A 24661-nucleotide genomic window follows, 5' to 3' on the forward strand; every position below is an offset into this window, starting at 1 on the left:
CCAAATAAAAATGCACATATTGAATCTTTCCACGCTATTTTGGAGGCCGAATGCTATGGGAGGCATGAATTCGAAACATATCCACAGACCTATGAGATCGTCACGCAATTCATTCAAGACTACAATCAGCAGCGGATTCACGGGAGCATTTACGACTTGTCGCCCTATGAATATATCGATGCTTTAAAGAAAAACGAGGTAAAACCTAAATCTATTCAGGTATAAGACACAAAAGACTAAGCAAAACATAGCAATTTCAAGCAATTCTATGAGACCCGCTGATTAAGAGGTATAGTGTCCAGCATTAGGGTGTTGAACCGTTTCTGCATTCATCTTTCCCTTTGGGGTAAGACCCCTCGTTCTTTCATTTCCTTCAGTATATGGGGACTCAGCATGCCTAACCATATAAATGATAGTCTTCATATAGCCCTCCTTGAATTGCTTTCCTTATAGTGTTACTCTGATTTGTTATTTTTCAATAACGGCAATAGCATCGACCTGTACCATAAAGCCCATTTGATAGGCTGGTCCTATAGTTCTAGCTGGATACGGTTCAGAGAAATAATCTTTATAAATCCTATTAAACTCATCAAATCCTGCCCGTCTCCAAGAAGGACCGTCACTTTGACAACTTCCTTCAATGTAGCTCCAGCTTCTTCTAGAATTGCTTTTACGTTATCTAATGTCCTTCTCGCTTGATCTTCTAGTGTATTGCCTACCAAACTACCTGTTGCGGGATCAAATGGCCCTTGTCCAGCAACATAAACCGTATTACCAACTTTGATTGCTTGAGAATATGGCATTCCCTCTGGTTTTTGTGCTTTCTCCGTAAAAATAACTTTTTTCATGAGAATACCTCCCTAAAGTAATTCTTCATTCAAATATTTATTCTTCATTAGGATGGTCCTAACATTCGAAATGGTATTATGACGTTTCGGAAGATTCGCTATTCTATTTAGTAGAATCCATCGAAGACAAGCAATAGCCTCGAATATTTCTAGCTCATCCCGCGTGTAATGATTCTTTGTTAAATATACAGAACGGTAAGCCGAGCAATACCTTTCACTTGCATAAATCCAAATAAAGATAAATGACCATGCAGCATCGTATCTGGGGTCACCAAGTTGAGCGTTAGTCCAATCAATAACAGTATAGTTTCCATCTGAATCAAGAATATTTCCCAGGTGATAATCACCATGAATAAGACAATTTTGTTCCATCTTCGAACTTACGACGAGTTGGATTACTAATTCTTTTATATCTAAATGCCCGTCAATTCCAGGAAAAAAATAATTCACAAAATCGTATATGGGCACTGTAAGGCTGTCCAGTTCTTCGATGGGGAATTTATGGATTTCCGTTAATATATTGGCAAGTTCAGTAAGTATAGATTCATTCACTTTATTGACGGGAGTACCATCGAAACTGGTTAATAAAACTTGATTCTTATTTTCATCAAACCCCCAGCCAAATGGTTTTGAAACTGCTATTCCACTATTATACAAACCCTCTAATAGCTTGTATTGAAATGATATATTTGGCTTTGAATTCCGATTCCATACTTTTAATACAAACTTTGATTCCATCATACTGATTTTAAACACATCTGCTTCCAGTCCGGACTCCATTGGAGTCATGTTATTCGGGACATCTTGTGGTAGCAATGATCGAAAATCCCTACTGTTTTCCATCCAGATGATATTACGGAAAAGATCATTCATGTTCTCCCTGCCTTTCGCGGCTATTGGTTATACCGTTTGAGTTTGTCTATCCACGGTCACTCACTTCCACAAAGAAGCGTAGCTACGGCGGTTAGGCTGTGGAGTTTATTCTGGTTTCCTTAATTCAGTTATATAATTATAGGCATTATCTATCACTTTAAGCTCGAATAGGCTGATTAACTTATCGATAATAAAATTAATTTCATCTTCACTCTCCATAATTGCTTCAAGGTAATTCTCCTCGTAGTCATTTATAAAATCATTCTCGATTTGATACCAATCAAATCTTTCAAGTATGTACAGTTCTTTAAGATTAATAAACAGAGAGAGTAAATCTTTTATATTCCTTGCTACTATCTTATTAGGCTTCTCCGAATCCATGGGTTGAGTAAATAGAATAGATGCTTCTTCTAGATTTTCAATAGTTCCGTTAATTGTGTTAAATGAAAAATGATCACCATCCATACCTGTTGTTGCAAAAACTATTGCATCAGAAGGGGTACAATGATATCTATAGTCATCTTCCTCATCACGGTCTATTAATTTAAATCCCAAGTAATCATCAAGATTACTTTGATATTGTTCTTGTAAATTATTATCCAGAGCCTTTAATTTTTTTAGTGTCGGGGGTATCTGATAATGATTAATGATCATTCAACTATTCCTTCGTGCTTGCTTGTATTTCAAAACGATAGGTACCCATTTTCTTAGCCCCATAGGGTTAAGAATCCGTCTGCAAAGGCGAACACTTCGTTTCTCCAGAAGGGTCCGCTTTCTCCGCTCGGGCTGTGTGTTTCTTTTAATTGGTTTTTGATATCGCCGTTAACATTTCTTTAAACTTCAATACTAAATATAATTTTATCTTTGCTTAAATTCCCTAAAGCGATTTGCTTATCTAATTCCTCTTTGTCGAGAACTTGATAACCCTCATTGCTAAAAACATCGTTAAAGATTTCAGATGAACGAATTACAAAGTATGATTTATTATTTTCTCTCGATAGCAGCTTTGAACGATCAATTGCAAGTTCTCTACTCATGAAAGAACACCCTCTCCTATTTTTACTTACTCCTGTTTCATCTAGAATTTCCATTGATCTATAACAGCTCAACTTGATTTACTTAAAATTTCTACATATTCATATAAATCCCTGCAATTGTAATAAAAAGAAGCGGAATTTCTCCCGCTCCGCGTATTCATTATCGGTCTCTTAGACACTGCTCAATGATGGCCATCCGCATGTACAATCCATTTTGTGCTTGACGGAAGTAAGCAGCGCGAGGATCTGAGTCGACTTCGGCATGAATTTCTCCTGCCCTTGGCAATGGATGAAGAATGAGTGCATTATCCTTCATATGATTAAGAAGTTGGCGATCGATGATATATTTGCCTGCCGCCTTTTCGTATTCTTCCAGTGAAGGAAACCGTTCCTTTTGGATTCGTGTTTGATAAAAGACATCGACCGTCTCGGCTGCTTTCATGAGATCCGCCGTTTCTTCATAGCTGATTTCTTTTTCATCGAGAAATTGCTTAACAGACGAAGGAATAACCGCATTATCTGGAGCAATAAAAGTAATCTTCACATCTTTATAATTCGAGAGCAAGTAAGTTAGGGAGTGAACCGTACGTCCATACGTCAAATCCCCAATCATCGCAATATGTATGCCATCGATCCGTCCAAGCTCCTTTTGAATAGTGAATAAATCCAACAGCGCCTGTGTCGGATGTTCGCCAGAGCCGTCCCCTGCATTGACAATCGGCACCATCGATACCGCTGCTGCTCGTTGTGCCGCACCAACTTCTGTATGTCTCATAACTATTAAATCACAATAGCCACTTACAACACGAATGGTATCTTCCAGCGTTTCCCCTTTTATTGCTGAAGAAAATTGAGCCGCATTCTCAGTACCAATCACGCTCCCACCCAACCGGTGCATCGCGGATTCAAAGGAAAACCGGGTACGCGTACTCGCTTCAAAAAAGAGTGAACACATAATTTTACCAGCAAGAAGATTGGAGCCGCCCTGCAAAGTAATCTGCTCCATCTCTTTGGCTGAAGCAAAAAGCTCTCCTAGAGCTATTTGATCAAATTGCTTGGATCCGATGATATGAGCTAAGTTTAATATAGAAATCAATCCCTTTCCCGATAAGTGAAGTCTGCTGTGAATACATATCTGCTTACGCCTTTACCAACATTAGAATTATATCGCAATTTTCGACTGGGTGAAATGGCAGCGCTCACTAGCCTGCTGTGAGATAAATCACAGATCAATAATGCTGCAAACGTTACACTATTATAGGAAGAACTACAGCTCCATGCGAAATGAGGAATTATTATGAAAATCGGTATAGTTAAAAAAATGGTCATAGGTATTACTGCGGTCTCCATGATGACCTACGGAACAAGCGCGATATGTATATTTGTTTTAAAAGACTGGATTGCTCCGCAAATGGCAGATTGGTTATATATGTCCATTATTATGTCGATGGGCGTATTCTGGACAGGCTTTCTCGGATGGTTGGCCGCACGCTGGCTGGTCAGTCCTTTGCTTCGCCTCACTGCGGCTGTAGATGAAGCGGCAAGCGGCAATCTCAAGATTACGATTCCGATCCACCGCGGCAATGATGAGTTGAGCACGCTAAGCCTGTCTTTTAACCAAATGATTGAAAACCTGAGACAAATTATTACAGATATATCCAGCATTGCTTCATTTACGAACCTGAACGCCTCCACGTTGAGCAGTGCGCTCCAGCAGGCTGCGCTGCAGATCGAAGCGACGGCTATTACGGTCGATAGTATTTCCAAAGGAGCCGATCAGCAGGCACTGTCTGCCCACAGCACATTTACAGCTGTCGAAACGATTACCCAAGCCGCTGATCATGCTAGCAGCAAGGCTAGTGAAGCTCTGCATCTATCCCGCAGCATGGTAAAGTCCACACAGGAAAGCAGTCTTGCCATTCATTCACTTGTTCAGCAATTAACGGAGCTGAGCCATTCTAACGTAGGAACCCTGGAACGCATACATAAGCTTGACGAGAACGCTCAGGAAATTAGTCACATTTCCAAGGTAGTTGGAGAAATTGCGGATCAAACCAATTTACTTGCGCTGAATGCTTCCATTGAATCTGCGCGTGCGGGTGAGCATGGAGCCGGATTTGCAATCGTAGCAGTGGAAATCCGCAAGCTAGCGGAAAAAAGCACAGAAGCGGTACACAGCATTAACCAACGAATTGAGGAGGTCCAGTCGCAGGTCAATGAAGTCGTCTCGGATATTACCAAACAAGTGAGTACTGTCGATAAGGAAGCTGCTAAAGGGGAAGCCATTATAGGTACACTTGCTGAGATGACAGCCGCAACCGAAGTAACGGCTGAATCTGTAGAAGGTATAACTGGTGTAATCGCAGAACAGATTCGTCAAATCGGCCAAACCTTGAACCGCACACGAGAAATTGATGACATTGCCGGACTCATCTCTCAAGGAGCTAAGCAAGTAGCCGCATCTACACAAGACCAAACAGCCGTTATGCAGGAAATTGCTGCATCCTCGGAGGTATTAAGAGACCATGCAGATCAGCAGAAATTAAAAATCAGTATATTTCGGATCTAATTGTTGGCATTTCAGCTATAAATAGCTATGTAAATCCATCATATGTTCAATCCTGGCCAACACAGGTACCCCTCGCTCACGCATGATTTCCAAATCGGTCTGATAGCAGATAAATCGGATACCCGATTCGGTCGAAGCTTTACCATCAATCCATGAATCGCCCACAGATAACCATTCGTCAGGAGAAATCTGTGGAAACTGATTCAGCACATAGTGAAAGCCAGAATGCGACGGCTTGAGAGCAGTCATCTGCTCTCTCCCCACGATAAGGTCGAAGTATTCATGAATTTTTGTTTCATGAAGAGCTTCCAGCGCTGCATGGATCGAATTGTTAGTAACGACTGCCAGTGTATAGTTCTGATGAAGCCGCTTTAACAAAGATTCTACCCCAGACTCGAGTCCCGCACTCTCCATCCCCAGCAGTTCATGCTTTGCGGCAATCTCCCAAACCTTCTTTTCCTGCTCATTGGCTAGACCGGTTTGCTTGCCATACTCAATCAGCGTAGCACACGTATGCGTTGACAGCGGTAAATCAACAGGAACAATCCCTGATGTATGTAAATAATTAAAAATATCGGTTTTCATCGCACCAAAATCAATTCGGGACTGCAGCAGGGTATTATCCATATCAAAAATAATCCCTTGGACCTGTCTTTTTGGCTTGGATGCTTGTTTAGCTTTTTGAATTACGCTTTGGATATAAGGTGCTTTTGCTTTGGTATAGGAAACCCGATCCTGCGAGTATTGCTCCTGTAAAGTTCTTTTTAACTCCCCATAAACTGCCGCTTCCTCCGGATGGTCAATTAAATAATCGCGAAATAACAAATTAGCTGTCCATTGCTCGCCTCGATATAGATAGATATGTAGATGATGTGTGCCAGCACGCCACAACCCTTTTCGAAAAAAACGTCTTTCGGGAAACTCCGGATGATCTACGAACTCATACCCGATTGCAGCCAAACGTTCCCTATGAACCGGCAAAATAGTTGATAACTCCTCCACACCCACCATCATATCAATTAATGGCTTAGCCGCTAATCCAGGTACAGAGGTACTTCCAATATGCTCGATCTGGATCGCAATATCCTGAATGGCATTGAAAATCCGCTCTTTTTCAAGTCTGAACTCAAGGGTCCATTCGGGATTGTAATCGTTTATTATCACTTGCTCCATGAGAGATCGCCCCTTTTACTACGGATAGTCAATCTTTTATTACTAAAATTAGTTTGATAACTATTTAGTTTGATTACTAGATATTTTTGTGCTCAAATGTTACAATCTGATCTTAGCGCTTTTTTCTGTTCCACATTAGATATAACAATCGGAAAACGGAGGACCATTATGAACACGGAAAGTATACAGCAAGTCAAGTTTTGGCCTATTATGTTTGCCATCTTCTTTGGGTCTTTTATTACGGTTTTGAGCTCAAGTACAGTTACAATTGCCATTCCCAAGCTTGAAGAGCACTTTGCTACAAGCTTACATCTCGTCCAATGGACAATGACCGGCTTCATGCTTGCCATGGGGACGATTGCTCCAGTTGCCGGATTTCTCGGTGAGAAGTTCAGTTACAAAAGGCTTTATGTATTCGCATTAATAGGATTCACGCTGGCTTCTCTGCTGTGCGCAATGTCCTGGAACATCGAATCTTTGATTGCCTTCCGAATTTTGCAGGGTTTATTCAGCGGACTTATTATGCCGGCTACCATGACCATCATCTATCAAATCATCCCTCGCGAGAAACAAGCCATGGCGATTAGCCTCTGGGGTCTTTCGGCGATGCTTGCACCAGCAATAGGACCAACCTTGGCAGGCTTGCTGATGGTTGTCGGCGGCTGGCAGTGGCTGTTCCTGATGAATATCCCAATTGGATTGATTGCCATCGTTATGGTAGTTTGGCTCATTCCTTTTTATCGTCTAAGCGTTCCCAAAACCTTTGATTTACCCGGTCTGCTTACCGTTATGATCAGCAGCATCTCGCTGCTCGTGGCATTCAGCCAAAGCGGTGCTTGGGGATGGACAGATTGGAAAACCATGACCCTGTTTATTACAGGTGCTATCGTCCTCATTTTGTTCATTTGGAGAGAGCTTACCGTGAAGGAGCCTCTACTTAATATCCGGGTATTTGCTAATGGCAGATATACGCTCACCTTGATCATATCCAGTATCATTACAATCAGCTTATATTCGGGAACGTTTCTGACCCCGATTTTTCTGCAAAACATTCAGCATGTCACCCCGCTCGATACGGGCTTAATCCTGCTTCCCGCCTCTCTTGCTATGGCATTGGTTATGCCAATCATTGGTAGAGTTTATAGCAGCTTCGGACCACGAAACCTTATGGGAATTGGTATTGTATTAATCATTATCGGCACGTACGCTTTAAGCAAATTGACCATCGACATTCCGTATATGTACATTCTGATTTGGATGATGGTCCGTAATGTAGGAATCGCCCTAGCAGTCATGCCTGCGAGCAATGCGGGAATGGAACAAATCTCGCCTGTGCTTAGTGGACATGCCTCTTCCATCAGTAACTGGGTACGCAATTTGTTTGGGTCATTTTCGATCGCCATTTTCACATCTTTATTGGGGACCTTCGGTCTGAGTGAGTCAGAAGCAATCTTGAAGTCCGGTGTTCAGGACGCGGTACAAATTAAGCTGCTGTCCTTCACGGCGAGCGTTAACGATGTCTATCTCGTTGCCACTCTCATCGCAGTCGCAGCACTGCCGCTCGTCATGTTTATTCGTAAGCTGCAGCTGCAATCTCAATCCTCTTAATATTTTCATATGTAAAAAGATAACACAAATAAGTCCCGATGCCACTTTCTGTGGTTATCGGGACTTTTAGCACCATAGAGCCACTACAAATGACTCCACTATCGAATATTGAATTATACGACCGTATATCCTACTTCTTCAATCGCTTCTTTAATAGCTTTCACGGAAGTCTTGGCTTCGTCATACTCAATAGCAACAGCTTTACTATCCAGATTCACTTTGGCTGAAGCTCCAAGTGTCTTCACAGCCCCTTCTACCGAGTTGACACAATGTCCACAGGACATGCCTTCGACGTTTAAAGTGACATTTTGCATACGATTACCTCCATTCAAATGTCTTTCAATTATTTGTCATGCTTTATTTAAAATAACATACCCCTATAGGGTATGTAAAGTTGGTTTGAAATATGTATTATCAACTCTTTTCCAAACGACAATAAGCAAGGGGATTCCAAGTCCAGAGCCCACCCATGTGGAATCTAGCATTTGGTCCCCTTGCTTCATAAATAGTAGATTCAAGTCCCACTATACAGCTCCAGAACTGAATGAGGTCCATATACCCTTGAAGAAAGACTACAATATGATTTCAATACGCTTCTTGTACTGCATTAGCTTGGATAACGCTTTTCACTGGTAGATGTATTTTTCGTTTTTTCCTTATTCTTTTCATCCTCATGTTGAATTTTTAATTCCTCGATCGGAACGGGATCTACGGTCTGCTCGCTTTCATAAAGATCAAGCAGGCTTTCTTTTTCAGTTGGAGACCCTTCCGGGTTATCGCGTAAATTTGTTTTCTCGAGTGCCTGTGACCTTTTTTGTATGTCGGCCATTATCTCCACCTCCTGTGAGGTCCAGCTAGTAATCTTTTACAAAAAAACTGCTCCCACCAACATCGTGTCGACATTGGCAGGATACAGTACTTATCTAAACAATATGAAGTCTTGTTTCAATAGACTAATCGACACGTTCCACATGACCGCGGTTACGGCGAACCAAATTGCGGATCTCTTCATAGTCTTCCTCCAGCACCTTAGCCGATAAAGCATAGTGCAGATCGCGGTGTCCGTCCAAATCGAGGTCATCATCATCTGCATCACCAATCACAGCTGCTGGAGCAATGCCTCCTGCTCCGACGACCCCTGTTCCGTTAGCTTGCGCACCGGCCCCGGTATCTGCAATCGGTATAATAATTCTTCTGTTGCCAGCATAACCGTCATCCAGCTTGCCTACCTCCAATGCTTCCGTATCGTAGGTTTGCAATAGGGTTCTTACGTGCTCGGCTTCATTTTCCGTTTGAAAATAGGCTTGAATGTGTTTGGACATTGTAATCACTCCTTATATTGGGTATGTATGTGTTCACTTCTTAAGTATTGTTTACCCTATATAGCTATGAATTACGCAGATTGTTCAAAAAAAGCTTTTCTGATTACAGCTTAAACCGATAGCCGGCTCCCCATACGGTCTCAATATATTGAGGATTGGACGGGTCCAGCTCCACCTTCTCCCTCACCTTGCGGATATGTACCGTGACGGTAGCGATGTCTCCCATGGAATCCATTCCCCACAGCTGCTCAAAGAGCTGGTCTTTACTGAACACCCGATTCGGATTAGCGGCGAGATAAGTCAACAAGTCAAATTCCTTGGTTGTAAATACAACCTCCTGATCATTCACTGTCACACGGCGCGATGATTTATCGATGACCAGTCCACGAATCCTGATTTCCTGATTACTCGTTTCCCTACGGCCCATCAGCCGTTCATAACGATTTAAATGTGCCTTTACCCGGGCAACCAGCTCGCTCGGACTAAAGGGCTTGATGATGTAGTCATCAGCACCAAGTCCAAGTCCGCGAATTTTATCGATATCCTCTTTTTTCGCGGATACCATCAGAATGGGGGTGTCCTGAACACTTCGGATTTTGCGACAAATTTCAAAGCCGTCAATCTTGGGCAGCATGATATCAAGAATAATCAGATCATAAGACTCTTCCAGAGCCCGCTGCAGGCCCGTATCACCGCGGTTTTCCATGTCTACTTTAAACCCGTCGATCTCCAGATAGTCACGCTCCAGCTCAGCAATGCTCAGCTCATCTTCAATAATCAGTATCTTTTTCATCCGTTTCCCTCCGTACCTTTAGAAATGCTATTGTCTTTGTCAGCTTGGGCAATGTAACAATAATTCGTGTTCCCACGCCTTCCTCGCTCTCGGCTCTAATTGTTCCGCCATGCTCCCATATGATTTGCTTGGCGATGGCTAGACCAAGTCCACTGCCCCCTGCAGCCGTACTGCGCGAAAGGTCCGCTCTGTAAAACCGTTCAAAGACAAACGGCAGTGCCTCAGATGAAATGCCCTGTCCGTTATCGGCAATCTCCAGTACGATATCCTCCTTTTGTTCAACGAGATGTACCTCAATTCTCGTCTGTTCCTTATCACCATACTTAACAGCGTTATCCCATATATTCGTAAGCACACGCTTAAGCTTTTCGCGATCCGCCTTCACTTTACCAATATGATCGGCATGAACAACGTTCAGCATCAGCGAGACTCCCTTTTTTTCCATATCAAATTGAGCTTCACCGATCAGATCCTCCAGATAAGGAACCAGCTCGACCTCTTCAAAGTCAAACGGCAGCTTACCCAAATCAAGCTTTGAGAATAAAAACAGCTCATCAATCATCCGGTCCATATCTACCGTTTTGGTATAAATCGTTTGTAAATACTTTTCAAGCTTATCCGCGCCTGCGACACCATCCAGTATCCCTTCAACATAACCTTTAATCGAGGTGACAGGTGTTTTCAAATCATGAGATATATTTGAGAGCAGCTCTTTCCGGTTATCCTCGTACTGCAGCTGCAGTTCTACCGCATCCTTCAATCTGCGTCTCATTTGCTCGAAGGCATCACTCAGCTCGCCAATTTCATCACGCGAATGGGCATGAACCACATCATCAAGATTTCCTTCACCAATCTGCTCGGCAGCAAGCTTCAAAGAACGAAGCGGACGAATGATGCTGCGAGATACGAAATAAGTCAGAAGTCCGTTCGTTAGTACAAGGATCAAAAACAGCGCCAATAAAAGTGCAAAGGCATAACGGATCGCATATTTTTCAAAAAAATTAATATCCGTAATTATAAAAGCGCTGCCCTGACTTTGGTCCTTGAATGTAAAATCCAACTGCTTGTAAAAAAACAAACGATCGCGCGCGTTCAACATATTTTCGCGATTTTCATTCAGATCGTGATTTCCGTAGGCAGGCAGTATCTGAAGCGCCGGAGAATCATTCAATCGGGGGGAAACTACGGCAAGCTGTTTATCCTTTCGGATCACCAGCCCCATATTAAAACGTGTCAACTGCGCCTCCAGCTCATTAATCACATTTTGATCAAGCAATGACTCCGGGTCTCTTGAGGAACGCAATTGAATGTCGCTATAAACCGCAGCCTGCTGCTCCATGATCTGCTTGAATGGATTGTGACGCTTCATATCAATCTGATAAACCGATTTGAAATCACCTATAAACATCAAACCGATAATCAATGCAGCTAAAGCGAATAGAACCACAGGCACAACCAGCATCGCAATATATGAAAGCAGCAGACGAACCTTAATCGACATCTTGCATATCCCCTATAATTGTCTTTTGTCGAACATAACAAATGCAGCCGTAAAACACAAGATGCAGCAAGCTAGTAAATACGTTGACGCGTTGACCAGCTTACCTGCTGATACCCCATTGTTAATCCAAAGCTGGTGCCAATCTGTATAAAAGGTCGGTGAATAGGCAGCAAGCTGCGGATACAAAATCCCTAACCCTTTAAGTGCGACATACAGTACTACACAAATGGCCAAAGCACCGCTAGCACTACGGAAAAACTGCGCCAATAAAGCTGCCGCTATCGCCAGAGCTGTCATTGGGAACCAGGCAGCCATATAAGACACAATGGCTTGCATAACCGACTCCCCCATGCCAGAACGAGCCTGCAGCACAAGTCCTGCCAACAGAGAAACGATCAGAGCGGCTGCCAATATGATCAGTGCAAACAACGCCAGCACCGTAATTTTCGAGCTAAATACTTGAAACCTTGAAATCGGACGCATTAATGTTATTTTCAGTGTACGGTCCTGAACCTCTCCTGCGAACATATCGGCAGCGGCCATGAATATCAAGAGCGGAAGAAGAAAATTCGTATATACGCCCAGCATGAGCTGAGGAAAGTCTCCTGACGAGATCGCGGCAATACCTATACCGGATTGCAGCTGTGACAGCAGAATACTGGCAGCAATCGGCAGCAGCAGCAGCAATGCTGGAAGCAGGATCATCTTCTTTCTTGCAGCCAGCTTGCTGATTTCGTTTTGTACACCTGCCCAATAGCTATGCATGCACTGCTTTCCCCCTTTCCTCCCGAACCGACGATATAAACAGCTGCTCAAGTGAAGTTATCTGGACTCCGTCGACAAGCTCTGACAGCTGCCCTTCACGCACCAACCTGCCCTCAACCAAAATACCGATGCGGCTGCACATCAGCTCCATCTCCTGAATCATGTGACTGGAAAGGAAAAAGGTCATCCCATGCTCACGAGCTAGACTAACCATCAGCTCGCGCATCTCAACCATTCCCTCAATATCCAGTCCGTTAGTCGGTTCATCCAGGATCAGCAGCTCTGGCTTCGACAACAGGGCAGCCGCGATGCCAAGTCTCTGCTTCATACCGAGCGAATAATCGGCTACTTTCTCATTTTTATATTTCTGCAAACCAACGAGCTCCAGCACCTCATCAATCCGACTCTTCGCAAGCTCAGGGTAAAAACGCGAGGCTAGAACCAGGTTTGCGTAGCCAGTCATGTATTCGAAAGCTTCCGCTGTTTCAATTAATGCGCCGGTCTTTTGCATCGCTTGTGCAAAATGGGTGGACACATCGTACCCGAACAATCGCGCGCTGCCGCGGTCTGCCCGACTGAGCCCAACCAATATTTTCATCACCGTGGTCTTGCCCGCGCCATTAGGTCCAAAGAAACCATACACATCGCCTTTATTGACTTCAAGTGTAATATTCTCTACACCCCGACCGTTCTTAAACGTTTTACTGATTCCATTCAATTGCATAATCGGCTCTAACATCCGGGTCCCCCCTTTCTGAGAGTTTATATCTTACTGTATATGCTGCACAAACCAGGATACGGACGCAGCTACAATCGTCCGTATCCCATAGAACCAAACTGTAATCTTTATTTACAGCAGTTATTTTTGATACTGAAGCTTAGCGATTATGCTTCATTTCGCCCCATTGTTTTGCATCTATCGTTTCCACCTGCTTGCCAGTCAAATCGACCGAATCCGGGGTAGTTGCATTTACGCCAGACAAGCCCAGATCGATACTAATCACTAAGATATGTGCAGTACCGCTCGCATCCTTGCCTTCTATCGTCAGGTTCGCTTTTTGATTCGTGATATAGCTGTTCCCGTCGACAGAGGCCTGCAAATCAACCTTCGTAATCGCAACATCCTGGGACAGCTGCGGAAGTGATTGCTTCAAAGCGCTAAAATCCGTGCCGAAAGGTGTTTTGAAAGACTTGTCAGCTGTAAACTGACTGCTATCATGCGAGGCTTGTTTAACCAAAAACGATCCAATTGCATTTACAGCTGTTGGGATCTGATTGCCCGCCAGTGATAAACGAATCTCTTTCGCGCCATTGGCCGCGGGGTTCTCGGTCACATACTGCTGCAGATTCCCAACAAGCGCATCAATTAAATTTTCTGCTTCTTTATTGAAACGGTCTGCCTGTTCTTGACCACTGCTCTCCTTCTGTGATTTTCCTGCTTTATTTGGATGCTCCGTTCCCGATTTGCCTTCCATTACTTTATAAGTATCACTATTCCCCGTTTTCATAACGGTTTTGCCATCGGTGTTGTACACTTTAAGCGTCTGCTCTGTGCCTCCACCTTTGATCGTCATATCTGCGCTAACAGCATGACTGTCCTTGCTCTTTTTGACCGTTCCGTTGACGCCAATCAGGTTTTTTCCGTTATCCTGTACCGTAACCGTGATCGCTTGAGTCACGCTTTTGGCAGCAACGGTTGTTTTGATCGCGGTTTTATAAGAGTCATAACCCGATGAAGCGGCCATCCCTGCATAAGCAGATGTAAAAAGCAGGATCGATCCTACTGTGACGCCAGTTCCAATTAAAGCTAATTTCTTATTCATTCATAACTTCCTCTCCAAAATGGTTTTGTGTACAGCACTTACCTTACAATTTCATTGTAGCCTGCGAATCGTAACTGCCTCTAAACCACTCCTTAAGCCCAGCTAAAACAATCCTTAAAATTTTCTAAACAATCCCATCTGATACACAAAAAGCACCCCGATCCAAGGATCAAGGTGCTTTCCATATGAAGCATTTAGCATGTTCTTAACTATTTTTTGCCCAGATCAAATTCCATAAGGTCTCTTGCCATCGTAATTTTACCCGGATAAATCTCTCTAACACCCTTTATGTAAGCTTCTTCCGCCTCTTCGGTTTCCATGGGTGCAGGGATATGATGCGTCAGTACCAGATGCTTTACCCCAGCTTTACGAGCGATTTCCGCTGCTTCGAGTGTCGTTGTGTGGTATTTGGCAGGATTCGATAGTCCGACTGCTTGCTCAGGAAATTGGGTGATCAGTGCATCCAGCCATTCTTTGTTGTAAGATTCGTGGATTAACAGATCGATGCCTTCGCTATACTTAACCATATTATCGACAGGAATCGTATCACCGGAAATAACAAGTGATTGTCCGTTATATTCAAATTTGTAAGCAAGTGCCGGATATACGGGCTTATGATCAACTTCAAAGGCCGTAATCTTGATCCCTTCATTGTCATACACTACGCCTTCATTGCTAAGCACATACTCAATATTGGCACCCACATCTGTGGATTTGTTATAATTCACCCGTAAATTAACATCAAAATCGAACGATTCCCTCATTTTTCCGATAATTTCTTGGGTAGTCGTTGGACCATATACAGTCATAGGTACTTTACGTCCCTCAAATACTTGATCAGGAATCACATGTGTCCTCCAGCTGCTAATAAATACATCAAAAAAACCGGAATTATGATCGCTGTGATGATGCGTAAATAGAACATCTGATATACGCTGTGGCATTACCCCTGCCTTAATCATCTGATCAACAACACCGCCACCGCAATCAACCAAAAAGGTTTTGCTGCCCGCAAATACAACAGCTGCCGATTTTGACCTTCCGTAGAAGCTGCGCGGTGTGCCTGTACCTAATAATATCACCTTTAAATGCTCATGAAAATCTGGAACCAGCTTTCCCTGCGGCTGTATAAACATATCCAAATGCACCCCGATAATTAGAATTTTAAGCTCATGACTTGGTTCAAAGCTGCAAATACATTTCATACTCATTCAGTGTAAGGAGGATATGGCTGGTTTGTCAAACAAAAACCTTGTTAAGAAACGTATTTTACGCATCTGTACACGACCCACGGCAATAATCAAAGCCTTAAATGATCGTCTGCTTAGTCTTCTCCTGAAAATCATTTTTCACAAACCCATCAATCCATCATAAATCTCTTTTGGGCGCATATACTTATTTTATGCCAGTCAGCTGAGCAAGCTATATGTGAAAGGAATGGGATGTACAGATGTGGGAAAGCGTGTTAAAGAAACAGAAATGGGAGCTTCAAGTTAATTCGGAGCGTAAATCAATCGCATTTAATATTTCCAAAAACGAAGCCGATGAAAATGTCACGGTCCGTTTGGATCAATCCGAGCTCTTTGAGCTGATGCATACCTTTTTATCCATTAACCGATCCTTTAATCAGGAGTCGATGTATTTTGAAGAGATGGATCGTGAAGAATCCGCCTCATAATAAAAAGATTCATAACCAGACATAAGAAACCTATTTGACGAAATACATCCGTGTCTATGCCGTTGTATTCCTAGCAGATAGGAATATTCAGCACCACTGAAAACTTATCTTATACTTCTGATAATATCGTAAGAAACGGCTGAAGCTATCAGTCGTTTTTTGTGTTTATTGTGCCTTTTATCATTGGTGAAACTGTTTCTTTAAAGAAGGTATGGAGTATTTGAAAGAATATTCTGCAAACTCTTGACTACGAACAAATGTTTGGTATAATGGTGTTAAGAACATTCGTTCGTAATCCGAAAGGGGTGTCGAATATGCAAGCTACTAACGCCAGATTTATTGAACGTGATTATTACAAACAATTGATTGAAACCAATAGTGAGCAGTTGACAGACCATCAAATTGAGAAGATTCTCCATACAACAGATAACTATTGGCTTGATCTGACCTTCAAATTTTTTGAAGATGGGTCATTAGTTATTATCGATAATCATACTGAGCAAACTTTTCCGCTTAAAGAACTGAAAGGGGCTGCATTTGACTTTTACGTCAAGCAACGTATTATGATGATCCGAGCCAATTTGGAGGCCAAAGTTTTGCAGAGTGCCTGAGCCAACTATACACAACAAAGAGTAAGATCCCTTAATGAGATCTCACTCTTTGTTTGCTTGGCAGTGTGTGATTCATTACCGTTATTCCACTTGCTCGTATTGCTTTTGAGGAAGCTCGGTCATCTTCGCCAATAAATATTTGGCTACACCGTTTTCCGAATTTGCTTCAATAATCTCATCAGCTATCGCCTGCAGCTCAAGCTTGGCATTACTTACCGCGAGCTTCTTCCCTGCTGCTTCCAGCAAGCTAATATCATTCAAATTATCCCCAATAGCAATAACTTGCTCCGTCTGACATCCGACACTTTTGGCCCACATACGCAAACCGTTTCCTTTATTCGCATCCACATGACTGAATTCCAGAAAATAATGATCAATAATGTAAGTATCCGCCATAAAGTGTACTTGTATCACTTCACTATAAGCCTCACGTACCGCTTCCATCAAGGGCACCAGCTCATCATACTTACCAATATAGGTAAGCAGCAAGGTTTGTATATGATCCGGGCAGCGCAGCTCTGGAATTTCTCTGAACCTCGCATCATTAGGCCTGCTTGAGACGAATTGCTTGTAGCCAACCCCTGCTAATGATTCATGCAGTACGCGCTCAGAGCCATCCTCATCCAACCCGAATAATAGCGGACATTGTCCATGGACTTTACCGAACTGAATCAATTCATTCGTTAAATTCACATTCATAAAGACGCCATCCAACACCTTGTCTTCAACAGGATCGAACAGTAATGCCCCGTTATACAAAACCATTGGGTACTTCCAGGGAATCTTACCTACAACTGCTTGTGAACTTGTGTAGCTTCTAGCGGTTGCGTAACTGATGATATGTCCTTGATCCAAGGCTTCCGTTAATACTTCTAAGGTATAGGAAGAAAGGCTCGCATCTGGCTGCAGCAGCGTTCCATCCAAATCCGTTAATGCATATATCGGCTTCATCCGAGGTCCAGTCCCCTTTCGTGTACAAAAACCAACGCTCTGGGCGTTGGTTTTTAAGGTTATTTCACTAGTTGGTTATAAAGGGAAGCGTACTGCTGTGCGGATTTACGCCAGCTGAAATCTTTCTTTTTAATATTCGCCAAAATTTTATTCCATTCCTGGGTATCGCTATAAAGAGATACAGCTCTATTCACCGTATACAGCAGGTCATGTGCATTATAATGCGTGAAGCTAAATCCAGTGCCTGTACCCGTCACCTCATCATAAGGGGTTACAGTATCCTTTAACCCGCCAGTTTCGCGAACAATGGGTACAGAACGGTAACGCATTGCGATCAATTGACCAATACCGCAAGGTTCAAATTGCGAAGGCATCAGGAACAGATCCGAGCTCGCATAAATTTGCCGCGCCGTTGGTTCGTTAAACGTAATATGCGTAGATAGCTTGTCGGGATATCGGTCAGCAGCCCAACGAAATAATTGCTCGTAGCGGTGCTCACCCGTACCCAGTACGACCCACTGTGCATTAAGAGCCATCAATTGTTCGATCACATGCTCGACAAGCGATAGACCTTTTTGTTCGACTAGACGAGTTACGATCCCGATCAGCGGAATATCTTTATTTACAGGAAGACCGAGCTTTTCTTGCAGCTTCATCTTGTTTTGTTGCTTTTTCACAAGCGAATCCCGATAATTCACTTCCAGATGTGGGTCTGTCATCGGGTCCATTTCTTCATAATCGATCCCGTTCACAATTCCGTACAACCGATGACTTTGGCTGCGTAAGAGTCCATCCAAATATTCTCCGAAATATGGAGTTTGAATTTCCTCTGCATACGTAGGGCTTACCGTAGTAATCATATCCGAATACAGCAGGCCACCTTTCAAGAAGCTGGCTCCACCATGCAATTCGAGTGCAAATCCGCCAAAGTGCTCTGGACCCAAGGTAAAGTAATCCATAAACTGCTCCTTACCAAACACCCCCTGATATTTCAGGTTATGCACCGTAAGGATTGTTTTGATATGGGCATAAGCCGGTTGGTAGCTGAAATGGGCTCGATACAGCACCGGAATCATCCCGGTCTGCCAATCATGACAATGAATCACATCCGGCATGAAATCAAGATGCTGTAAGGAATCCATCACAGCTCGGCAAAAGTAAGCAAACCGCTCTGCATCATCATTATACCCGTAACAACCGCTTCTCAAAAAATAATTTTCATGATCGACAAAATAAAAAGTGATGCCTTCATGCTCAAGCTTCAAAATACCACAGTAGAGCTCTCTCCAACCCATCCGTAGTGTAAAGGTGGCGACGGTTTCCATTTTTTGCGTAAATTGTGCCGGTATGTCTCCATACTTAGGCAGCATCACTCTGACATCCAGTCCCTGCTTGACCAATTCCTTCGGTAACGAACCGATGACATCAGCCAAACCACCTGTCTTGGCAAAAGGTACAGCTTCCGATGCGGCAAATAACACTTTCATGGACAAACTACCACTCCTTTATATGTATCCGATCTCTATTTAATTTTTCTCTATATAACTTCTTAAATAACCTTCGTTTTTGAAGCGATAAATGGCGCTTGCTTATCACCAGTAAGGACACGACCTCTGCTAATAAATACGTCCTTATCCAATATCGCATTTTCAATGATCACATTTTCCTCGATCTCGCAATTTTGCAGGATAATGCTATTTTTTACATAAGCGCCCTTGCGAATCTTGACACCGCGGAACAGAATACTATTTTCCACCTTGCCCTCAATAATGCAGCCATTCGCAATTAACGCATTGCGGGCCAGAGAATGCTCGGCGTACTTAGCTGGAGGTTCATCCTTAACCTTGGTGTAAATCAGATTCTTTTGAAAGAACAGCTCACGCCATACTTTAGGGTTCAGCAGCTGCATGCTGTGCTTATAGTAGCTTTGGATCGTATTTACGATACCCGCATGACCTTCATGTAGATAACCATAAACGCCCAGTTTATCGATGTTTTTCATAATTCCGTCACGTACCAAATGATCATAACCTTGTGCCAGGCACGATTCGACCATATCCAGCAGCAATTCCTTGCTCATGATATAGATTTCCATAGATATGTTATCGGTACGCAGGCGGCCGTTCTGATCTTCCATGACCGTGACTTGGCCGTCTTCTTTCACTGCCATGCGGCGGAACTTGGCGAATTCTTCGTCATCCGCATGCTTGTAAACTACGGTAATATCAGCATTTTTCTCCAAGTGATAGTCGAGTACTTCATTCAAATCAATATTGCATACGATATGACTGCGGGAAATAACTACATATTCTTCGCGTGCCCGATAAAAGTAATCGCGGTGGCTGTAAAATTGGAATAAATCACCACGAGACATCCCCGTCGTTTCCTGCAAGATTGCGGGTAGTATGAACAAGCCTCCGCGTTTGCGATCCAAATCCCATTCTTTTCCAGATCCAAGGTGATCCATTAGGGAGCGGTACTTATGCTGGGTAAAAACGGCAACATTTTCCAATCCGGAATTGATCATATTCGATAATGTAAAATCAATCAGCCGATACCTGGAGCCAAACGGCACCGAGGCTACGTTACGAGAGTAGGTAAGTTCTTCCAGACCATCCGGTTCATTGACCAGATTGATGACGCCCATCATTCGCTTCATATTAACTCACCCTTTCACGTTGATCTTGGATGGTAAACTGATCACTTCATTGCCGCCAATCAAAGTAATATCCTGATGATCCCCAGGCTCACCTATGGTGCAACCATCTTCAACAACTGTGCCGTCCCCGATGATCGCTTTATATATTTTTACATTATTACCGATACGTACATTTGGCATAATGACAGAGTCTTTAATTAAGCTGTTTTCGCCTACCTCAACGCCGTAAAATAAAACAGAATGATCAATTTCACCAAATACGGCGCAGCCTTCATTTACAAGTGAACGGCGAATTTGCGCAGTTGGCGCCAAATATTGACCAGGCTGGCATGGATTAACGGAATAAATTCGCCACTCTTTATCATTCAAATTAAATTCAGGTACAGTTTCCAACAAATCCATATTGGCTTCCCACAAGCTATCGATGGTACCGACATCTTTCCAGTAGCCTTCAAACGGATAAGCCATCAGTTTTTTCTGCTCGCTAAGCATCAAAGGAATAATATCCTTGCCAAAATCCTTGCTGGATTCCGAATTCTCTTCATCCTTGTACAAAAATTCCTTCAACACTTTCCAATTGAAAATATAAATTCCCATCGAAGCCAGATTGCTCTTAGGCTCTTTGGGTTTTTCAGCAAATTCCGTAATCCGGTTCTCGTCGTCCGTACTCATGAGACCAAAACGGCTCGCTTCCTCCCATTTGACTTCGATAACAGCGATGGTTGCATCGGCTTCCGTTTTTTTATGGAAATCCAACATCACATCATAATCCATCTTGTAAATATGGTCACCTGAAATCACAAGCACATATTCCGGATCATACTGATCAATGTAGGACACATTGCGGAATATTGCATCAGCCGTTCCTTTGTACCAATCTCCACCTTTTTGCTCCATAAACGGCTGCAGTACGGTTACACCGCCATGCTTACGGTCCAAGTCCCAAGGAGTTCCGATCCCGATATACGTATTTAAAACCAAAGGCTGATACTGTGTGAGCACGCCTACTGTATCAATTCCAGAATTGGTGCAATTACTGAGCGTGAAATCAATAATACGATACTTTCCACCAAAATGAACAGCTGGTTTAGCAAGCTTGCTGGTCAAAACACCCAGCCTCTTCCCTTCGCCACCTGCGAGCAGCATGGCCACACATTCCTTTTTACGCATCGGCACGAACCCCTTTCTTTTTTCCAGAAATAGCTTTGCGATGGATCTTGACAGGCTTCAGAATAACGACCGCAAGTGGCGGAACGGTTAACTGTAAACTGTAGGGTTGGTGATGCCAAGATACGGATTCTGTCTTGATCTTAGTATTCAATCGCCCGGAACCGCCATATGCAGGCAGATCACTATTGAAAAACTCTATATAATCAGCTAAAAGCGGAACCCCAATACGATATTTTTCATGAACAACAGGAGTGAAATTACAAATGATGATCAAAAAGTTATCCGGGTCGCTTGATTTTCTCATGAACGTGGTAATGCTTTGCTTGCTGTCATGAGGATCAATCCAGGAAAAGCCCTCGGACTGGTGGTCCAGTTCCCATAACGATTGTTCCTTGAGATACAGGTGGTTTAAATCATGTACATAATGCTTCATCGAACGGTGGCTATCGTAATCGAGCATCTCCCAGTCAAGATCCTCCAGGTCCTTCCATTCATCAAACTGCCCGAATTCACTACCCATGAACAGCAGCTTTTTGCCGGGATGCACCATCATATAACCGAGCAGCAGGCGCAGGTTAGCGAACTTTTGCCAATAATCGCCCGGCATTTTGTTCAATAGCGACTTTTTGCCGTGAACGACCTCGTCATGTGACAAAGGAAGCACGTAATTTTCGTTGTACGTATACATGAAAGAAAAGGTTAGCTGGTTATGGCTGCCACGGCGGAAATAAGGATCTATTTCCATATATTTCAGCATATCATTCATCCAGCCCATATTCCATTTGTAATTGAAGCCTAAGCCTCCATCATGTACAGGCGAAGTAACCTTCGGCCAATTACTGGAGTCCTCCGCCATCATTAAGGAGTGCGGATAATGAGCGAAAACCGTCGTATTCAGCTTCTTTAGAAACTGTACAGCCTCGGAGTTCTCGTCCCCACCTCGCTCATTTGTGATCCGCTGCTCAGGCGGCCTCCCCAGATTCAGAGACAACAGGCTAGCAACCGCATCAACCCGCAGCCCGTCGATATGGTATTTATCCATCCAGAACAGTGCATTGGAGATCAGAAAGCTGATTACCTCCGGCTTCGTAAAATCAAACATCAGTGTGCCCCATTGCGGCTTTTCGGCTTTCTTGGGATCATTGTATTCATAGAGCGGCTGACCATCAAACTGCCTTAGACCATGTTCATCCTTGACAAAGTGTCCCGGGACCCAATCCATAATGACCCCAATCCCTTTGCTGTGGCAGCGATCAACGAAATACATGAAATCCTTTGGAGTTCCGAACCGGCTTGTCACCGAATAATATCCTGTTGCCTGATAACCCCACGAACGATCATAAGGATGCTCCGCAAGCGGTAGTAATTCAAGATGGGTATAACCCATTTCAGCCACATAGTCGACCATTTCATCAGCAAGCTCACGATAGGTGTAATATTCACCTCCAGGCTTCTTTTTCCAGGTGCCCATATGAACTTCATAAATGTTGATCGGTTGGTTATAAACAGATTCATGTTGTTTTCGCTTTTGCCAAGCTTCATCCTGCCATTCATAACCATCCAGTGCATAGACACGAGATGCGGTTCCTGGCTTTAATTCGGAATAAAACGCATAAGGATCAGCTTTGAGGAGCGTTACCCCCTGTTCAGTGACGATCTCGTACTTGTAATATTCACCCTCCTGTACATCCGGAACAAATAAGTTCCATATACCCCAGGTACTGACTTTACGCATGTTGTGCTCGGCGCCATTCCAATTGTTAAAATCTCCAATTACCCTGATTTCCTTAGCATGCGGTGCCCAAACTGCAAAACGGACGCCTGCGACTCCCTCATTCTTGATCAAGTGTGCTCCCAGCATCCTATAGCTTTGATACAGGCTGCCCTCATGGAACAAAAATAGGTCGTCAGGACCGGGGATTAAGCTCGTCATTAGTCATCCATCCCCTTTTTTCATTAATTCCGTCCATATATAGACAAATACTACATCCGAGTCCAAATTCCTCTCTCCACATTCCAAATTCTTAGTAAAATGTGAAATTGTCATCTCGTTTATAGCTTCACTTCCTTTTACCCAAAAAAGCAGGATTTTGACGATTAAAGTGGAATATATTCTAGCTACACTTAGAAAGGTGGAAAATAAGAATGAATGATAAGGTTAAAGGGCTTGTACTCGGCTTATCGCTCGGCGTTATGCTGACAGGATCGATCGCCTACGCCAGCGGGACACAAATAGAAGTATATTTTAAAAACATCAAATATATGTTTGATGGACATGGGAAATCCCCAACAGCCGAGCAGGGTGAAAGTTTTATTTATAATGGGACCACCTATGTGCCGCTGCGTTTTGTCAGTGAAGCATTAGGTAAAGAAGTACAATATGACGGTGACACCGAAACGATTTGGGTTGGCAAAAAAGTCGATTTGAACGCCATTGTCGCAACCTATCAAGGGGGAGAAGTTACTTCGGGCGCACTTGAAACCTATTTAACCTTCCAACGTTTACTTAACCCTGAAAATGCTAAGTATGATAAAGATGAGGGCTACAGAACCTACAATCTTAAGAGATTGATCGGTCAACAAATTTTGCTGAGCCGTGCAAGTGAAGAGAGCAAGAAAGCGATAGCAGAAACCGTGGATGCGCAAGTGATTGAGCTCAACGAATTTCTTCGTTCCACTGGTCAAGACCTGTCCAAAAACAGTTTGACTGCAGCCGATGTGCGCAGCTACGTAGAACTGATCATTGGTTCCCATTCCGCGTTGGAATCTCAAGCTACCGAAGAGCGCGTTAAAGGTTTGTATGATCAACAGGTGAGCAGCAACAATGAAAGTCTGTTAAAAGCATCGGTACGTCACATTTTGATTAGCAATACGGATGCGAAAGGCAATTCTCGCAGCAAGGAAGTCATCGATCAGAAAGTCAAGGAAGTTCAGGATAAACTGAACAGTGGTGAAGATTTTGCGACACTCGCCAAACAGTACTCAGAAGATCCTGGATCTAAAGATAACGGCGGGCTATATGCTGATGCAGCGGTTTCTAATTGGGTTGATGGTTTTAAGCAAGCTGTCATTTCACTGGACCTAAATAAGAATAGTGAACCGATTGAGACTGAATTCGGCTACCATTTTGTACGGGTTGAATCCCGCAGTACTATCTCCTACGAGGAAGCAAAGGAGCAGTTTAAACAGCAGCTTCTTACGGACCTCAATAAAAAATTCAACGAAACGGAATTACCAAGCTTAATTAAGTCCATCTCATTACCGAAATCATAATCACCGA

The 24661-nt window shown here is 43.3% G+C and carries 26 protein-coding genes and 1 pseudogene; 6 read left to right on the top strand and 21 right to left on the bottom strand.

What is annotated here, in order from left to right; translation table 11 throughout:
- The coding region (locus tag BM210_RS12580; protein ID WP_143101044.1) for an integrase core domain-containing protein at positions 1 to 225 on the top strand (225 nt) is incomplete at its 5' end.
- A 90-nt stretch (positions 226 to 315) separates the two neighbouring features.
- Here the strand turns inward: BM210_RS12580 and BM210_RS35655 are convergent.
- From BM210_RS35655 to pyrB, 6 genes and pseudogenes are all read right to left on the bottom strand, one after another.
- Positions 316 to 423, bottom strand: a pseudogene (locus tag BM210_RS35655) (histidine phosphatase family protein); the annotation flags it as partial.
- A 107-nt stretch (positions 424 to 530) separates the two neighbouring features.
- On the bottom strand, positions 531 to 848 hold the full coding sequence (locus BM210_RS12585) for a Rid family hydrolase (RefSeq protein ID WP_218184926.1): 318 nt from the start codon (positions 846 to 848) through the stop codon (positions 531 to 533).
- Between the two features lie 12 nt (positions 849 to 860).
- Positions 861 to 1721 carry an aminoglycoside phosphotransferase family protein gene (locus tag BM210_RS12590; RefSeq protein ID WP_091168523.1) on the bottom strand — a complete coding sequence of 287 codons (861 nt, stop codon included), beginning with the start codon at positions 1719 to 1721 and terminating at the stop codon, positions 861 to 863.
- 105 nt (positions 1722 to 1826) lie between these two features.
- Complete coding sequence (locus tag BM210_RS12595) at positions 1827 to 2375, bottom strand: hypothetical protein (RefSeq protein WP_091168525.1); 549 nt, start codon at positions 2373 to 2375, stop codon at positions 1827 to 1829.
- Between the two features lie 179 nt (positions 2376 to 2554).
- The gene (locus tag BM210_RS12600) at positions 2555 to 2758 is read right to left on the bottom strand and encodes a hypothetical protein (protein WP_091168527.1); all 204 of its coding nucleotides are present in this window, start codon (positions 2756 to 2758) and stop codon (positions 2555 to 2557) included.
- A 160-nt stretch (positions 2759 to 2918) separates the two neighbouring features.
- Complete coding sequence (gene pyrB / locus BM210_RS12605; RefSeq protein WP_256223558.1) at positions 2919 to 3854, bottom strand: aspartate carbamoyltransferase; 936 nt, start codon at positions 3852 to 3854, stop codon at positions 2919 to 2921.
- A gap of 201 nt (positions 3855 to 4055) precedes the next feature.
- Between pyrB and BM210_RS12610 the strand changes: the two genes are divergently transcribed.
- On the top strand, positions 4056 to 5327 hold the full coding sequence (locus tag BM210_RS12610; RefSeq protein ID WP_091168530.1) for a methyl-accepting chemotaxis protein: 1272 nt from the start codon (positions 4056 to 4058) through the stop codon (positions 5325 to 5327).
- Positions 5328 to 5342: 15 nt separating this feature from the next.
- On the opposite strand, the gene BM210_RS36220 is transcribed toward BM210_RS12610, so the two are convergent.
- On the bottom strand, positions 5343 to 6500 hold the full coding sequence (locus tag BM210_RS36220) for an HAD-IA family hydrolase (RefSeq protein WP_091168533.1): 1158 nt from the start codon (positions 6498 to 6500) through the stop codon (positions 5343 to 5345).
- Between the two features lie 168 nt (positions 6501 to 6668).
- Between BM210_RS36220 and BM210_RS12620 the strand changes: the two genes are divergently transcribed.
- A complete protein-coding gene (locus tag BM210_RS12620) occupies positions 6669 to 8108 on the top strand; it encodes a DHA2 family efflux MFS transporter permease subunit (RefSeq protein WP_091168536.1) in 1440 nt (479 codons plus the stop codon).
- Between the two features lie 113 nt (positions 8109 to 8221).
- Here BM210_RS12620 and BM210_RS12625 read toward each other — a convergent pair whose 3' ends face one another.
- The 9 genes from BM210_RS12625 to BM210_RS12665 all read right to left on the bottom strand — a co-directional run bounded on the left by BM210_RS12625 (position 8222) and on the right by BM210_RS12665 (position 15448).
- Positions 8222 to 8422 (bottom strand): copper ion binding protein, encoded by a 201-nt coding sequence (locus BM210_RS12625; RefSeq protein ID WP_091168538.1) that lies wholly within the window; start codon positions 8420 to 8422, stop codon positions 8222 to 8224.
- A 293-nt stretch (positions 8423 to 8715) separates the two neighbouring features.
- Positions 8716 to 8937 (bottom strand): hypothetical protein, encoded by a 222-nt coding sequence (locus BM210_RS12630; RefSeq protein WP_091168541.1) that lies wholly within the window; start codon positions 8935 to 8937, stop codon positions 8716 to 8718.
- Positions 8938 to 9061: 124 nt separating this feature from the next.
- On the bottom strand, positions 9062 to 9430 hold the full coding sequence (locus BM210_RS12635; RefSeq protein ID WP_091168543.1) for a hypothetical protein: 369 nt from the start codon (positions 9428 to 9430) through the stop codon (positions 9062 to 9064).
- Between the two features lie 103 nt (positions 9431 to 9533).
- The gene (locus BM210_RS12640) at positions 9534 to 10223 is read right to left on the bottom strand and encodes a response regulator transcription factor (RefSeq protein WP_091168546.1); all 690 of its coding nucleotides are present in this window, start codon (positions 10221 to 10223) and stop codon (positions 9534 to 9536) included.
- Positions 10201 to 11724: a sensor histidine kinase gene (locus BM210_RS12645; protein ID WP_091168548.1), complete on the bottom strand. Its 1524-nt coding sequence runs from the start codon at positions 11722 to 11724 to the stop codon at positions 10201 to 10203. The genes BM210_RS12640 and BM210_RS12645 overlap by 23 nt, the downstream gene beginning before the upstream one ends.
- A 12-nt stretch (positions 11725 to 11736) precedes the next feature.
- Positions 11737 to 12489, bottom strand: a complete 753-nt coding sequence (locus BM210_RS12650) for an ABC transporter permease (RefSeq protein ID WP_091168550.1) — start codon at positions 12487 to 12489, stop codon at positions 11737 to 11739.
- Positions 12482 to 13228, bottom strand: coding sequence for an ABC transporter ATP-binding protein (locus BM210_RS12655; protein WP_091168553.1), 747 nt, complete (start codon positions 13226 to 13228; stop codon positions 12482 to 12484). Before BM210_RS12655 ends, BM210_RS12650 begins: the two co-directional genes overlap by 8 nt.
- A 139-nt stretch (positions 13229 to 13367) precedes the next feature.
- Complete coding sequence (locus BM210_RS12660; protein ID WP_091168555.1) at positions 13368 to 14312, bottom strand: hypothetical protein; 945 nt, start codon at positions 14310 to 14312, stop codon at positions 13368 to 13370.
- A 209-nt stretch (positions 14313 to 14521) separates the two neighbouring features.
- Positions 14522 to 15448 (bottom strand): MBL fold metallo-hydrolase, encoded by a 927-nt coding sequence (locus BM210_RS12665; RefSeq protein ID WP_091168557.1) that lies wholly within the window; start codon positions 15446 to 15448, stop codon positions 14522 to 14524.
- Positions 15449 to 15762: 314 nt separating this feature from the next.
- Here BM210_RS12665 and BM210_RS12670 point away from each other — a divergent pair, with 314 nt between their 5' ends.
- Together BM210_RS12670 and BM210_RS12675 are read left to right on the top strand one after the other, a co-directional pair.
- On the top strand, positions 15763 to 15990 hold the full coding sequence (locus BM210_RS12670) for a hypothetical protein (protein WP_091168559.1): 228 nt from the start codon (positions 15763 to 15765) through the stop codon (positions 15988 to 15990).
- 314 nt (positions 15991 to 16304) lie between these two features.
- Positions 16305 to 16601, top strand: a complete 297-nt coding sequence (locus tag BM210_RS12675) for a hypothetical protein (protein WP_091168561.1) — start codon at positions 16305 to 16307, stop codon at positions 16599 to 16601.
- An 81-nt stretch (positions 16602 to 16682) separates the two neighbouring features.
- On the opposite strand, the gene BM210_RS12680 is transcribed toward BM210_RS12675, so the two are convergent.
- From BM210_RS12680 to glgB, 5 genes are all read right to left on the bottom strand, one after another.
- The gene (locus BM210_RS12680; protein WP_091168563.1) at positions 16683 to 17552 is read right to left on the bottom strand and encodes an HAD hydrolase family protein; all 870 of its coding nucleotides are present in this window, start codon (positions 17550 to 17552) and stop codon (positions 16683 to 16685) included.
- 59 nt (positions 17553 to 17611) lie between these two features.
- On the bottom strand, positions 17612 to 19039 hold the full coding sequence (gene glgA / locus BM210_RS12685; protein WP_091168566.1) for a glycogen synthase GlgA: 1428 nt from the start codon (positions 19037 to 19039) through the stop codon (positions 17612 to 17614).
- Between the two features lie 62 nt (positions 19040 to 19101).
- Complete coding sequence (gene glgD, locus BM210_RS12690; protein WP_091169355.1) at positions 19102 to 20202, bottom strand: glucose-1-phosphate adenylyltransferase subunit GlgD; 1101 nt, start codon at positions 20200 to 20202, stop codon at positions 19102 to 19104.
- Positions 20203 to 20217: 15 nt separating this feature from the next.
- On the bottom strand, positions 20218 to 21381 hold the full coding sequence (locus tag BM210_RS12695; RefSeq protein ID WP_091168569.1) for a glucose-1-phosphate adenylyltransferase: 1164 nt from the start codon (positions 21379 to 21381) through the stop codon (positions 20218 to 20220).
- Positions 21374 to 23314: a 1,4-alpha-glucan branching protein GlgB gene (glgB, locus tag BM210_RS12700; RefSeq protein ID WP_091168572.1), complete on the bottom strand. Its 1941-nt coding sequence runs from the start codon at positions 23312 to 23314 to the stop codon at positions 21374 to 21376. The genes BM210_RS12695 and glgB overlap by 8 nt, the downstream gene beginning before the upstream one ends.
- Before the next feature lie 212 nt (positions 23315 to 23526).
- Between glgB and BM210_RS12705 the strand changes: the two genes are divergently transcribed.
- Positions 23527 to 24654: a peptidylprolyl isomerase gene (locus BM210_RS12705; RefSeq protein WP_091168575.1), complete on the top strand. Its 1128-nt coding sequence runs from the start codon at positions 23527 to 23529 to the stop codon at positions 24652 to 24654.
- Positions 24655 to 24661: the final 7 nt, after the last annotated feature.

This window comes from Paenibacillus sp. 1_12 (assembly GCF_900114475.1).
In the GTDB taxonomy this organism is placed as follows: domain Bacteria; phylum Bacillota; class Bacilli; order Paenibacillales; family NBRC-103111; genus Paenibacillus_S.